Source organism: Sphingopyxis sp. LC363 (assembly GCF_000756385.1).
Classification (GTDB): Bacteria; Pseudomonadota; Alphaproteobacteria; order Sphingomonadales; family Sphingomonadaceae; genus Sphingopyxis.
The window spans coordinates 26,913-40,501 of the sequence record NZ_JNFC01000003.1 but is presented as its reverse complement, the minus strand read 5'-3'; the positions used below and the strand labels follow the sequence as shown (position 1 = coordinate 40,501).

12 protein-coding genes are annotated in these 13,589 nt (G+C 67.0%); 7 read left to right on the top strand and 5 right to left on the bottom strand.

The features are described from left to right. Positions 1-139 precede the first annotated feature (139 nt). From FG95_RS02080 to FG95_RS02070, 3 genes are all read right to left on the bottom strand, one after another. Positions 140-658: a molybdenum cofactor guanylyltransferase gene (locus FG95_RS02080; protein ID WP_037553609.1), complete on the bottom strand. Its 519-nt coding sequence runs from the start codon at positions 656-658 to the stop codon at positions 140-142. Beyond that, positions 655-1,458 (bottom strand): formate dehydrogenase accessory sulfurtransferase FdhD, encoded by an 804-nt coding sequence (fdhD, locus tag FG95_RS02075; RefSeq protein WP_037553608.1) that lies wholly within the window; start codon positions 1,456-1,458, stop codon positions 655-657. Before fdhD ends, FG95_RS02080 begins: the two co-directional genes overlap by 4 nt. Before the next feature lie 369 nt (positions 1,459-1,827). After that, the gene (locus tag FG95_RS02070; RefSeq protein WP_037553607.1) at positions 1,828-2,742 is read right to left on the bottom strand and encodes a LysR family transcriptional regulator; all 915 of its coding nucleotides are present in this window, start codon (positions 2,740-2,742) and stop codon (positions 1,828-1,830) included. Between the two features lie 89 nt (positions 2,743-2,831). On the opposite strand from FG95_RS02070, the gene FG95_RS02065 reads away from it, so the two are divergent. Genes FG95_RS02065 through FG95_RS02055 form a run of 3 tightly spaced genes read left to right on the top strand, consistent with a single transcriptional unit; the run spans position 2,832 to position 5,744 of the window. Next, entirely contained in the window at positions 2,832-3,866 is a 1,035-nt protein-coding gene (locus tag FG95_RS02065) for an aldo/keto reductase (protein ID WP_037553688.1), read from the top strand. A gap of 14 nt (positions 3,867-3,880) precedes the next feature. Beyond that, positions 3,881-5,044 carry an MFS transporter gene (locus tag FG95_RS02060; RefSeq protein ID WP_037553606.1) on the top strand — a complete coding sequence of 388 codons (1,164 nt, stop codon included), beginning with the start codon at positions 3,881-3,883 and terminating at the stop codon, positions 5,042-5,044. Positions 5,045-5,084: 40 nt separating this feature from the next. Beyond that, the gene (locus FG95_RS02055; RefSeq protein WP_037553686.1) at positions 5,085-5,744 is read left to right on the top strand and encodes an MOSC domain-containing protein; all 660 of its coding nucleotides are present in this window, start codon (positions 5,085-5,087) and stop codon (positions 5,742-5,744) included. A gap of 75 nt (positions 5,745-5,819) precedes the next feature. Here the strand turns inward: FG95_RS02055 and FG95_RS02050 are convergent, their stop codons facing one another. Beyond that, on the bottom strand, positions 5,820-6,782 hold the full coding sequence (locus FG95_RS02050; RefSeq protein ID WP_081932966.1) for an AraC family transcriptional regulator: 963 nt from the start codon (positions 6,780-6,782) through the stop codon (positions 5,820-5,822). A 93-nt stretch (positions 6,783-6,875) separates the two neighbouring features. Between FG95_RS02050 and FG95_RS02045 the strand changes: the two genes are divergently transcribed. Continuing rightward, the gene (locus tag FG95_RS02045; protein ID WP_037553605.1) at positions 6,876-7,613 is read left to right on the top strand and encodes an SDR family oxidoreductase; all 738 of its coding nucleotides are present in this window, start codon (positions 6,876-6,878) and stop codon (positions 7,611-7,613) included. 6 nt (positions 7,614-7,619) lie between these two features. Here the strand turns inward: FG95_RS02045 and glpD are convergent, their stop codons facing one another. Then, a complete protein-coding gene (gene glpD / locus FG95_RS02040; protein WP_052182009.1) occupies positions 7,620-9,170 on the bottom strand; it encodes a glycerol-3-phosphate dehydrogenase in 1,551 nt (516 codons plus the stop codon). A 184-nt stretch (positions 9,171-9,354) separates the two neighbouring features. On the opposite strand from glpD, the gene zwf reads away from it, so the two are divergent. The 3 genes from zwf to eda all read left to right on the top strand — a co-directional run bounded on the left by zwf (position 9,355) and on the right by eda (position 13,544). Further along, a complete protein-coding gene (gene zwf, locus FG95_RS02035; RefSeq protein WP_052182008.1) occupies positions 9,355-10,758 on the top strand; it encodes a glucose-6-phosphate dehydrogenase in 1,404 nt (467 codons plus the stop codon). A gap of 197 nt (positions 10,759-10,955) precedes the next feature. After that, on the top strand, positions 10,956-12,797 hold the full coding sequence (edd, locus tag FG95_RS02030; RefSeq protein WP_037553602.1) for a phosphogluconate dehydratase: 1,842 nt from the start codon (positions 10,956-10,958) through the stop codon (positions 12,795-12,797). A 123-nt stretch (positions 12,798-12,920) separates the two neighbouring features. Next, positions 12,921-13,544 carry a bifunctional 4-hydroxy-2-oxoglutarate aldolase/2-dehydro-3-deoxy-phosphogluconate aldolase gene (gene eda / locus FG95_RS02025; protein ID WP_037553600.1) on the top strand — a complete coding sequence of 208 codons (624 nt, stop codon included), beginning with the start codon at positions 12,921-12,923 and terminating at the stop codon, positions 13,542-13,544. Positions 13,545-13,589: the final 45 nt, after the last annotated feature.

Below are 13,589 nucleotides of genomic sequence, written 5' to 3'. Positions count from 1 at the left end.
CATGATCATTTTTGACTTGATCGTCATCCCGGCGAAGGCCGGGATCTCGCCGGTGAGTCATATCGCAACGATGAGATCCCGGCCTTCGCCGGGATGACGAGACAAGGGAAGCGGTATTTCAGTCTAACCCGCTCCTACTTTAGCCCTTCTCACCCGCCAGCCGGTCCAGATCGGCGGGGCTGTTGATATTGGGCGGCACGAAATCGCACGTCACCGCGCGCGCGCCGATCCGCCGGGCAAAGGCACGCACCGCCAGGTCGCTTTCGCTCTCGAGCATTGCCCGCAGCGTCTCCAGCGCCGAAACCGGCCACAGTCCGATCACCGGCTGGCTGTCCAGAAAGGCGGGCGCGGGTTCGAGCAGCGCGCGCAGATCGGGGGGCAGGCGCACGCAGTCGACCGATACGGTCAGCAACTGGTCGAACCCGCCGGCCGCCGCATGGCCGAGCGCGCCCGCAAAGGCGCCGAGCGGCCCCATGCCAGGGCGTGGCCAGTCGGCGATCCCGCCGTCGCGGCCGACGATGACGAGCGCGTCGCAGTGCGGCGCAAGCGCCCCCGACGCATGATCGAGCAGCGTCCGCCCAGCCAGCATCGCGCACGCCTTGTCCGACCCGAAGCGGCTCGACCGCCCGCCCGCGAGCACTGCGCCGAGCGTTCTCATGCGATCATCCCGTGCGGATCGCCGATCACCAGCGCCGAATCCGGCCGCGCCAGCGCGACGAGCGTCAGCCCCGCCGCCGCCGCGCGCTCCGCCGCCAGGCTCGTCGGCGCCGAGATGGTCACGAGCATCGGACACCCCGCGCGCACCGTCTTTTCGACGAGCTCGTAACTGCAGCGCGCCGACAGCAGGAAAAAGCCCGCCCCCGGATTGATGCCCGCGCGCGCCAGCGCGCCGACCAGCTTGTCGAGCGCATTGTGCCGCCCGACGTCCTCGCGCACGAGCCGGATCGTGCCGTCGGGCGAACAGAAAGCCGCGGCATGCACCGCACCCGTCGCGCGCCCGAGCGGCTGATGTTCGCCGAGCGCCGCGAGCGCCGCCGCGATGGCGCGGCGGTCGGTCCTGATCCGCGCCGCGACCGCAGGCAAGGGGCGCAGCACCTCCTCGATATTCTCGATCCCGCAGAGCCCGCAACTGCTCTCGCTCACCCGCTTGCGCGCGCGGTCTAGCGCGATGGCATTGCGCTCGGGCGGCAACCAGATGCGCAGCGCCCGGCCGCCCTCGATCGCATGCACATCGACGCGACCGATCTGGCTCGGCGTCTCGATCAGCCCCTCGCCCAGCGCAAAGCCGACCGCATAATCCTCCAGATCGGCGGGAGTCGCCATCATCACCGCATAGGCGATGCCGCCGACCTCGACCGACACCGGCGCCTCAGTTGCAATACTGCGCGTCAGCTCGGCGTCGCCGGGTTCGGCAAGGCCGAGACGGCGGACGGGGAGGTCGATTGTATCGTTGGTCATGGATGCACGATAGCCCATCGGTATCGGCTTGTCCCGACCGGGCGGCTTCGGGGCGGGGAGCTGTCATTAATATCCTCCCTGCGGCGAAGCCGTGGGGAGGGGGACCGACCGCGGAGTGGTTGGTGGAGGGGCGACGACGTTGCGCCATAGCCCCCTCCGTCAGCGCTTCGCGCTGCCACGTCCCCATCGCTACGCGACAGGGAGGAGCAAATGGCCGCAACCGGTCGCAACCCGTCCCCCCAATTTTTTTGCGCAGAGACGCAGAGAATCGGCATGAAAATCTCTGCGCTCTCTGCGCAGAATCTTAATTCTGCGCGAATCTCAATAATGGCCTGATGGCAACTTCCGGCCGTTCCCTGCCAACCCCAATCACCCCCCACGCCCCAGCCGCTCGACAAGGAAGTCGACGAACACCCGCACCCGCGCCGGCGTGTTCGCGCCGCCTGCGAACACCGCATGGATCGCCTCGATATCGCCCGGATTATAATCCTCAAGTATCGGCACCAAGGCTCCGGAATCGATCTGGTCGGCGATGCTGAACGCCCCGACGCGCGCGATGCCGACCCCCGCCGCCGCCAATTGCCCCAACGTCTCGCCATTATTCGCCTCGATATTGCCCTGCACCGACAGCGCATATTCCCGGTCGCCGTCGCGGAACGGCCACACCGGCTCAGCGCGGCGGAAGTTGAAATTCAGGCAATTATGGTCGTGCAGGTCCTCGGGCACGCGCGGCGTACCGTGCGCCGCCAGATAGGCGGGGGAGGCGACGATGACGCGGCGGCTTTCGCCGAGCTTGCGCGCGGTCAGTGGGCTGTCGGCGAGCGGGCCGAAGCGGATCGCGACGTCGGCCTGTCCCGCCGCGATATCGACCAGCCGGTCGGCAAGGCTGATGTCGACGAGGATGTGCGGATAGAGTTTCACGAACTCGCCGATCAGCGGCACGATCGTCAGCCGCCCGTGCGCCTGCGCCGCGCTGACGCGCAGCCGCCCGCGCGGCGCGCCCTGATTGGCGATCGCCTGTTCGGCATCGCCGAGGTCGGCAAGGATGCGCCGCGCCGCGCGCAGATAGGCCTCGCCCTCGGGGGTCAGCGTCAGCGAGCGCGTCGAGCGGAGCAACAGGCGGACGCCCAGCCGCGCCTCGATCCGGTCGATCGTGCGGCTGACCGCCGACGGCGTCAGGCCAAGACAGCGCCCGGCCCCCGAAAAACTGCCCTCGGCCACCGTCGCGGCAAAAACTTCCATCGATCGCGCGCGGTCGCCGCTTCCGTCCATCTTTGCGTTCATTTCAAAAATCCTTCGCTTTGCGCGACGCTACTCCGGCCATGCACGTGCGTCCATCTATGCGTTCGACACGCAATCGAAAGGGCAAGATCATGGAATATCGCCAATTGGGATCGTCGGGGCTGCGCGTTCCGGCCTTGAGCTTCGGAACCGGGACCTTCGGCGGGCAGGGGCCGCTGTTCAGCGCGTGGGGCACCAGCGATGCGGCCGAGGCGCGGCGTCTGATCGACATCAGCCTCGATGCCGGGGTCACGCTGTTCGACACCGCCGACGTCTATTCGAATGGCGCGTCGGAGGAGATTTTGGGCGAAGCGATCAAGGGGCGCCGCGATGCAGTGCTGATCTCGACCAAGACCGGGCTACCGATGGGCGACGGGCCGCAGGACTGGGGTGCGTCGCGCAGCCGGCTGATCCGCGCGGTCGAGGATGCGCTCCGCCGGCTCGGCACCGATCATATCGACCTGCTCCAGCTCCACGCCTTCGACGCCTCGACCCCGGTCGAAGAATTGATGGATACGCTCGCGACGCTGATCGCGGCGGGCAAGCTGCGCTACGCCGGCGTCTCCAACTATCCCGGCTGGCAACTCATGAAGGCACAGGCCGCCGCCGACCGGTTCGGCACCCCTCGCTTCGTCGCGCATCAGGTCTATTATTCGCTGATCGGGCGTGCCTATGAAGCCGACCTGATGCCGCTCGCCGCCGATCAGGGTATCGGTGCGCTCGTCTGGAGCCCGCTCGGCTGGGGACGCCTCACTGGCAAGATCGGGCGCGGGCGTCCGCTCCCTGCGGGCAGCCGCCTCCACGACACCGAACAGTTCGCGCCGCCGGTGAGCGAAGATCTGCTCTACCGCGTGATCGATGCGCTGGAGGCCGTCGCTGCCGAAACCGGCAAGACGGTGCCGCAGGTCGCGATCAACTGGCTGCTCCGGCGCCCGACCGTGTCGTCGGTGATCATCGGCGCACGCAACGAGGAACAGCTTCGCCAGAATCTCGGCGCGGTCGGCTGGGAACTGACCGCAGACCAAGTGGCGGCGCTCGACGCCGCAAGCGATGTCCTGCCGCCCTATCCGCACACACCCTACCGGCAACAGGCGGGCTTCGCGCGCCTCAATCCGCCGCTCGTCTGATCGGAACAACCGACATGAAAATCAACTTTCCCCTCCTTGCGCTCGCGACCGGTGCCTTCGGTATCGGCATCACCGAATTTGCCCCGATGGGGCTGCTCCCCGACATGGCCGAAGGGCTGGGGGTTTCGATCCCGGCCGCCGGGCTGCTCGTTTCGGCCTATGCGCTCGGCGTGATGCTCGGCGCGCCGCTGATGACGCTCACCACCGCGCGGATGAACCGCCGCACCCTGCTGATCGGGCTGATGGCGATCTTCACGCTCGGCAATTTCCTTTCCGCCGTCGCGGGCGATTACACGACGCTGATGGTCGCGCGCGTCATCACCTCGCTCAACCACGGCGCCTTTTTCGGCGTCGGTTCGGTAGTCGCGGCGAGTCTTGTCGCGCCTGAAAAGCGTGCGAGCGCGGTCGCGGCGATGTTCATGGGGCTGACGCTCGCCAATGTCATCGGGGTGCCGCTCGCGCCCTGGGTCGGCGAGACGTTCGGCTGGCGCACCGCCTTTGGCGCGATCGCCGTCTGGGGCCTGATCACGATGGCGGCGCTGCGCTTTGCGCTTCCCGACATCGGCCGCGATACGGGCGGCAATATGCTCGCCGAACTCGGCGTGCTGAAGCGCCGCGAGGTGCTGATCGCGCTCGCTTTGACCGCGATCGGTTCGTCGGCGATGTTCACGGTCTTCACTTACATCGCGCCGATCCTGACCGAAGCGACGCATGCAGGGACACTGTTCGTGACCGCGATGCTGGTGATTTACGGGCTCGGCCTCACCGCCGGAAACTGGCTCGGCGGTGTCTTTGCCGACAAGTCGATCGACCGCACCCTGATCGTCTCGCTCGCCGGGCTCGCCGCGACGCTCGTCATCTTCGCGGGCGCGATGTTCCAGCCACTTGCGGCGGCGGTCACCATCTTCGTCTGGGGTGTCGCGACCTTCGCCATCGTCCCGCCGCTCCAGATGCGCGTGATGGAGGCGGCGTCCGACGCCCCCAATCTGGCCTCGGCGGTCAATATCGGCGCCTTCAACCTCGGCAACGCCGTCGGCGCCGCGGTCGGGGGCGGGGTAATCGGCCTCGGGCTCGGCTATCCGGCGGTATCGTTCGCGGGAGCGGCGATGGCGCTTGGCGGTTTGGCGATCGTGTTCGCGACGCGGGCGCGGCCCGCCGCCTCGCTCGCGCAAGCCTGACGATTGCCATTCCCGCCGCTTGGCCTATGCAATCGGCGACATGAAGATCCCGATTCTCGCCGTCCTGACGGGCAAGGCGCGCCCCTTTCGCGGCGACGAGCCGAGCGCGATCGGCAAGCTGCCGGTTGCCGATGCGGTTGCGGTCGACGCGATGGGGCTCGTCGGCGATGAACAGGCCGACCGCAGCGTCCATGGCGGCATCGACAAGGCGATCCACCATTATCCCGCCGACCATTATGACTGGTGGCGCGGTCAGCTCGGTACCGCGCCGCTGCTCGATGCGGCGGGCGCGTTCGGCGAGAATATCTCGACCATCGGCCTCGACGAAAACAGCGTCTTCCTCGGCGACCGCTTCCGCCTCGGCACCGCGCTGGTCGAAGTCACGCAGGCGCGCCAGCCGTGCTGGAAGCTCGACCATCGTTTCGAAACCAAGGGCGTGATGGCGGGGGTAGTGAAGACGCGACGCTCGGGCTGGTATTACCGTGTGCTCGAACCCGGCACCGTTCGCGCGGGCGACGATTTGGAGCTGGTCGACCGGCCGTATCCCGAATGGCCGCTCGCCTCGCTCTTCGGCCTGCTGATCGGTGGCGAGGCGAAGGATCGCGTCGCCGATCTCCGCGCACTCCGTGACGTGCCCGTGCTTGCCGAAACATGGAAGGTCCGCCGCGCCAAGCTCGCCGAGCAGTTCGGCGCGGATTAGGGCATCGCGGTTAGACCCGGATTACGTCCTTTATTTCCGCTCGCCCTGAGCTTGTCGAAGGGCCGTTCTTCTCCGCTAAGGCTGAAAGAGAGGACGGCCCTTCGACAAGCTCAGGGCGAACGGTTGATGGTTCTCAGTCGCCCCGTTCGCTATCGCAAAGCGCTTCGGCGGCAATCCGACATGGCGGGTAAAGGCCGTGCTGAACGCGCTCGCCGAGCCATAGCCGACGCGCGCGGCAATCTCGTCGAGCTTGCCCGCGCGGCGGCGCAGCAAATCCTTGGCGATGCTCATCCGCCAGCCCTGCAGATATTCCATCGGCGGCACGCCGACGGTGCGTGCAAAGCGCTCGAAGAAAGCCGAGCGCGACAGCGCGGCTTCCTTCGCGAGCGCCGCGACCGTCCACGGCCGCGCGGGCGCGCCGTGGATCTGCCGGATCGCCGCCGCCAGCCGCGGATCGCCAAGGCCGCGCAGCAGCCCCGGCGGCGCATCGTCGCCCTCGACCGATCGCAGCGCCTCGACGATCAGCACCTCGACCAGCCGCGACAGGATCAGGTCGCATCCCGGCCGCTCTTCGCCCGCCTCCTCGCGCACCAGCCGTACCAGCGTCGCCAGCCGCTCGGCACCGCGGAGATGAATGAGCGCGGGAAGCTGCGACACCAGCAGCGCGGCGTCGGGCGATTCAAAGACGAAATAGCCGCCGAGCATCGTCACATCGGGCGCGCCCTCCTGCCGGCCGTGGCGCACTTCGCCGGTCAGGTCCGTCGCCGCGTGCGGATCGATCTCGACCGGCTCGGCGGGCTCGAACCCTCCCATGGTGAAGCCGGGCGTCGCGGGCAGGAACACGAAATCGCCCGCCTCGATCGTCACCGGATCGGCGCCATCGACCGACAGGCGGCAGCGTCCCTCGGTCACCGTGCAGAACCCCGGATGTCCGAAATCGCCATAGCGCACCGCCCAGCGTCCGGCGCCGCTGATCGCTTTCGCAAACACCGTGCGCGGGCGCAGCAGCGCGATAAGATCGGACAGGGGATCAGCCATATGGACTATCTCACATGAAATACGGATTTCAGATTATAGATCGTCCGCAAATGGCCGTCTAGGTTCCTTTCACCAACCACGAAGGGAAGACCCATGCAGACCATCCTCATCACCGGCTGTTCGTCGGGCTATGGCCTCGAAACCGCGCGCCATTTCCACGCGCTCGGCTGGAATGTGGTCGCCACCATGCGCAAGCCGCGCCGCGATCTCTTCCCGGCGTCGGAGCGCCTTCGCGTCGTCGCGCTCGACGTCACCGATCCCGACAGCATCGCGCTTGCGCTCGAACTGGCCGGCCCGATCGACGTGCTCGTCAACAATGCCGGCATCGGCCTGTTCGGCGCGCTCGAACATTCGCCGTTTCAGAAGATCCGCGATATTTTCGAAACCAATACGCTCGGCACGATTGCGATGACGCAGGCGGCGATCCCGCGGATGCGGGCACGCGGTTCGGGCGTCATCGTCAACATCACCTCGTCGGCGACGCTCGCGCCCTTTCCGCTCGCTGCCGCCTATACGGGCAGCAAGACCGCGATTCAGGGCTTCACGCGCAGCCTTGCGCACGAACTGGCGCCGCTCGGCATCGCGGTGAAACTCGTCGAGCCCGGCTATGGCCCGACCACCGCTTTCACGCAGAACACCGAGAGCCGGCTCGAAGACGTGCTGCCCGAACCCTATTGGTCCTATGCGCAGCCGATCCTGGCCGGCATGACCGAACCGTCGCTGTTCACGACCGAGGCCGATGTTGCCGAGGCGGTGTGGCAGGCGGTGCACGACCGGAACGGCCGTCCCCATTTTCCGGCAGGTGCCGATGCGCTCGCGCTGGTCGAATGAGAGCGATCAAACCGTCGAGCGTTCGTCGAAATGAGCGGGGTCGGCGACCCGGGCTTCGACGACGAGCCGCTCGGCCTGTTCGGCAAGGCGTGCGACCTCGCCGGGCGTGAAATGCAGCCCCAGCTTGCTCCGCCTCCAGAGAATGTCGTCGGTTGTACGTGCCCATTCGTGCCGAACCATCCAGCGGACTTCGGCGACGCTCAGCCCATGCGCAATCTCGCCGCCGAGATCGTCCCAGCCCGTCGCCCCCGCCAGCCATTCGCGCGCATCGGTACCATAGGCCTTGACGATGCGGTCGACCGTCGCGGCGGGAAGAAATGGGTAAGCGAGTTTATATTCGGCCTTCAGCAAGGCGGCGCCATCGGCGGGGAAATCGCCGCCGGGCAGCGGGGCTTTCGCCGTCCAGCGCTTTCCCGAAAGCGCGGAAACATGGCCGGCCAGCCGGTCGACCGCCTCTTCGGCGACATGGCGATAGCTGGTGATCTTGCCGCCATAGATGGTGAGGAGGGGCGCCCCTTCATCCATGTCGAGGTCGATGCGATATCCGCGCGTCGCGGCTTCGGGGCGCCCCGATCCGTCCTCGATCAGTGGGCGGACGCCCGAATAGGTCCAGACGACATCGGCGGGGGTGACGGGCGTGCGGAAATAGAGGCTCGCGCCTTCGCAGAGATAGGCGATCTCTTCGTCGCTCGCCTCCGCTTCGCTCGCCGGACCGTCATGGTCCTGGTCGGTCGTCCCGATCAGGGTGAAATCGCGCTCATAGGGAATGGCGAAAAAGATGCGCCCGTCGGGGAGCTGGAAGAAATAGGCATAGTCATGCTCGAACAGCCGCCGCACGACGACGTGCGAGCCGCGGACGAGGCGCATCCGGTGATCGGGTTCGGCATCGGCGCGCCGCAGCACGTCGAGCACCGCGGGCCCCGCTGCGTTGACGACGCTGCGGCCGGTGAAGCGATAATGCTGCCCCTGATCGCCCACCGCATCGACGATCCACAGCCCGTTCTCGCAGCGCAGCATTTCGGCGCGCGTGCGCGTGCGTATCCGCGCGCCATGGTCGGCGGCGTCACGCGCGTTGAGCGCCACGAGCCGGGCATCGTCGACCCAGCCGTCCGAATATTCGAACCCGCGAACATATTGCGGCTGGAGCGGTCCGCCCGCGGCATGGCGGCGGAGATCGATGGAGCGCGTCGCGGGCAGTTTCTCGCGGCCGCCGATATGGTCGTAGAGAAACAGTCCGAGCCTGAGCAGCCAGCGCGGGCGCAGCCCGTCGCGATAGGGCAGGACAAAGCGCATCGGATGGATGATATGCGGCGCGATCCCCCACAATCGCTCGCGCTCCTTCAGCGCCTCGCGCACCAGGGCGAATTCATAATGTTCGAGATAGCGCAGCCCGCCATGGATGAGCTTGGTCGATTTCGACGATGTGCCCTGCGCAAGGTCGCCCGCCTCGATCAGCAAGACCCGCGCGCCGCGGCCGGCGGCATCGCGCGCGACGCCCGCGCCGTTGACGCCGCCGCCGACGACGATGACATCATAAGGGGGGGCGCTGTCGGGCATCATTTTTCCCTATGGCAGCGTTACCCGATTTGCCAAGCTCCCGACATCGTATGCGGCTTACGTATGCGCGTTGCATTCGCGGGGTGCATCCTCCAATTCTGAAAGACCATCCAAGGGGACTATAGTGAGCGTGAAAGTCGAAACCCTGATCCTGTTCGGCGCAACGGGCGATCTTGCGCAGCGCATGCTCTTCCCCTCGCTCTACAATCTTCATGTCGACGGGCTGCTCGAAGATGCGCTGACGATCGTCGCGTCGGGGCGGTCGAAAATGGATCGCGACGGCTGCCATGCGATGGTACGCGAGGCGCTCGCCGACCATCTGGCCGACGACCGGCTCGATGATGGGCAGATCGCCGGCTTCCTGGGCCGCATCGATTATTGTGCGGTCGATGCGGGCGCGGGCACCGGCTATGACGAACTCGCGGCGCAGCTCGGCGATCGCCTCGGCCGCCCGATCGGCGCCTATCTTTCGACCCCGCCATCGATGTTCGGCCCGATCGCGCAGGGGCTTAAAAGCGCGAACATCGCTTGCGCCGACTGCCGCATCGCGATGGAAAAGCCGATCGGTCACGATCTCGCCTCGTCGCGCGCGGTGAATGCCGAGGTCGGCGACGCCTTCGCCGAGGACCGCGTCTTCCGCATCGACCATTATCTCGGCAAGGAAACGGTCCAGAACCTCCTCGCGCTGCGCTTCGCCAACATGCTCTTCGAGCCGCTGTGGAACGCGCAGGCGATCGACCATGTCCAGATCACCGTCGCCGAGACCGTCGGGCTCGAAGGCCGCGTTTCCTATTATGACGGCGTCGGCGCGCTCAAGGACATGGTGCAGAACCATATGCTCCAGCTGCTCGCGATCATCGCGATGGAGCCGCCCGCGAGCGTCTCGTCGACCGCGGTGCGCGACGAGAAGGTCAAGCTGCTTCGCAGCCTGCGCAAGATGACCGCCGACGATGTGAAGACGCATAGCGTGAAGGGGCAGTATACAAGCGGCGCGGTGGGCGGCGGCGCGGTCGCGGGCTATGCCGACGAGCTCGGCAATCCGTCGAACACCGAAACCTTCGTCGCCATCAAGGCGTTCATCGACAATTGGCGCTGGAAGGGCGTGCCCTTTTACCTGCGCACCGGCAAACGGATGCCGCAGCGCAAGTCGGAGGTGCTGATCCAGTTCAAGCCGGTGCCGCACAATATTTTCGCGCGCGTCGGCGCGGGCAAATTGAATGCGAACAGCATGATCATCAACCTCCAGCCCGAAGAGAATATCCGGGTCAAGGTAATGGCGAAGCAGCCGGGGCTCGACCGCGAGGGCGTGAAGCTGAAAGAAGTGACGATGGACGTCTCGCTCTCGCACAGCTTCGCCGGCGAGCGGCGCCGCATCGCCTACGAGCGGCTGCTGCTCGATTTCATCGAGGGCGACCAGACTTTGTTCGTACGGCGCGACGAGGTCGAGGCGCAGTGGCAGTGGATCGATTCGATCCGCGACGCCTGGGCTGCCGTAGACATGGCGCCGCAGAATTACACCGCGGGCAGCTGGGGCCCGTCGAGCGCGATCGCGCTGATCGAACGCGACGGAGCGAGTTGGCATGATTGAGGCCGCCCCAAAGCTTCTCCCCTTGGGGGAGAAGGATACGAAGCCTCGGCGCTCAGCGACTAGGCGTAGTTGGATGAGGGGTTCCACCGCCGCTTTCGCACGCCACGTCCGGACCCCTCACCCAGCTTCGACTAGGCAGCAAGCTGCCAAGTCTGCGCAACCCTCTCCCTCAAGGGGAGAGGGGATTGGATTTTCTTATGACTGATCTCCACCCGACCATCGCCGCGGTCACCGACCGCATCATCGCCCGCAGCGCGCCGCGCCGCGCCGCCTATCTCGACCTGATGGAGCGCCAGCGCGACGCCGGCACCAACCGCGGCAACCTGTCGTGCGGTAACCTCGCGCACGGCTTCGCGGCGTCGGGCGAGGACAAGCCCGCCATTCGCACCGGCACGGCGATGAACATCGGCATCGTCACCAGCTACAACGACATGCTCTCGGCGCATCAGCCCTATGGCCGCTACCCCGAGCAGATTAAATTATTCGCGCGCGAAGTGGGCGTTACCGCGCAGGTCGCGGGCGGCGTTCCCGCGATGTGCGACGGCGTGACGCAGGGGCAGGCGGGCATGGACCTGTCGCTGTTCAGCCGCGACAATATCGCGCAGGGCACGGTGATTGCGCTCAGCCACGCGATGTTCGAAGGCGCGCTGCTGCTCGGCATCTGCGACAAGATCGTCCCCGGGCTGCTGATCGGCGCGCTGCGCTTCGGCCATCTGCCGCAGATCCTCGTCCCCGCGGGGCCGATGCCATCGGGCCTCGCAAACAAGGAAAAGCAGCGCGTCCGCCAGCTCTATGCCGAGGGCAAGGCAAGCCGCGACGAACTGCTCGAGGCCGAGGCCGCCTCCTATCATGGCGCGGGCACCTGCACCTTCTACGGCACCGCGAACTCGAACCAGATGATGATGGAGCTGATGGGGCTGCACATCCCCGGCAGCGCCTTCACCAACCCCGGCACCAAGCTGCGGCAGGAACTGACGCGCGCCGCGACTCACCGGATCGCCGGGATCGGCTGGGACGGCAGTGATTATCGCCCGCTCTCGCGCTGTATCGACGAAAAGGCGATCGTCAACGCCGCGATCGGCCTGCTCGCCACCGGCGGCTCGACCAACCATGCGATCCATCTGCCCGCCATCGCGCGCGCGGCGGGGATCGTCATCGACTGGCAGGACTTCGACGAGCTCAGCCATGCGGTGCCGCTGCTCGCGCGCGTCTATCCGAACGGCGCCGGCGACGTGAACAATTTCCACGCCGCGGGCGGGATCGGCTATGTCGTGAAGGAATTGCTCGGCGCCGGGCTGCTTCACGGCGATGTGCTTACCGTCGGCGGGACGATGGCCGACTATGCCGCCGAACCCGTGCTCGTGAACGACGAGCTCCACTGGCAGGCGGCGCCCGAAACGAGCCGCGACGATACGATGCTGCGCCCTGTCGCGGCGCCCTTCTCGCCCGACGGCGGGATGCGGCTGCTGGCGGGCAATCTCGGCCGCGCGATCATCAAGACGAGCGCGGTTGCCGAGGATCGCTGGACGATCGAGGCGCCGTGCCGGATCTTCGACGACCAGAATCAGGTGCTCACCGCATTCAAGGCGGGCGAGCTCGAACGCGACGTCGTCGTCGTCGTCCGCTTCCAGGGACCGCGCGCCAACGGCATGCCCGAACTGCACAAGCTGACCCCGGCGCTCGGGGTTTTGCAGGACAAGGGCTTTCGCGTCGCGCTTCTCACCGACGGCCGCATGTCGGGCGCGAGCGGCAAGGTGCCGGCGGTGATCCACCTGTCTCCCGAGGCGCTGCCCGGCCCCGGCGGGATCAGCGGCCCGCTCGCCTATTTGCAGGACGGCGACATCGTCCGCGTGTGCGCGGTGAAGGGCGAAGTCGTCGCGCTGGTGGGCGAAGCCGAATGGGCGGCGCGCCAGCCCGCCGCCGCGCCCCCGCCGGCTGTCGGCGTCGGCCGCGAACTCTTCGCGCTGTTCCGCCATCACGCCGACGAGGCGGAGAAGGGCGGCTCGGCGGTGCTCGCGGCGATGGAAGCCGTCATTTAATTTCCGTCATCCCGGCGAAGGGTGTTCAGAGGCACGTCACTCTGAAACACGATCTCGACGGTGCGTTATAACGATAGGGTGAGATCCCGGCTTTCGCCGGGATGACGAAGAAAGTGAGATAGAATGTCCGACAGCGGTATCGAACAGATCATGGCGCTAGCGCCGGTCATCCCGGTGATCGTCATCGACCGCGTCGAGGATGCGGTGCCGATGGCCGAGGCGCTCGTCGCGGGCGGGCTCACGGTGCTCGAGGTGACGATGCGCACCCCCGCCGCGCTCGACGCGATCCGGGCGATGAAGAAGGTCCCGGGCGCGGTCGTCGGCGCGGGAACGGTGCTCAACCCGCGGATGCTCAGGGACGCGATCGACGCGGGCTCCGAATTCATCGTGTCGCCCGGCCTCACCGACAGCCTGGGCGAGGCGGCGGTCGCAAGCGGCATTCCCTTCCTGCCCGGCGTCGCCAATGCGTCGAACATCATGGCGGGGCTCGACCTCGGGCTCGACAGCTTCAAATTCTTCCCCGCGGCGACGAGCGGCGGCATCCCGGCGCTGAAGGCGCTCGCGGGTCCGTTCGGCGGGATCAATTTCTGCCCGACCGGCGGGATCAGCGCCGCCACCGCCCCCGAGTGGCTCGCGCTGGATCCGGTGCTCTGCGTCGGCGGCAGCTGGGTCGTTCCGTCGGGGCCGCTCGACACGGTGAAGATCGAGGCGTTGGCGCGCGAGGCATCGGCACTTTCGGGCCATTGATTAACCCCATCTTACCTGTCATCGTGCAGGGATAAGGCGGCAATA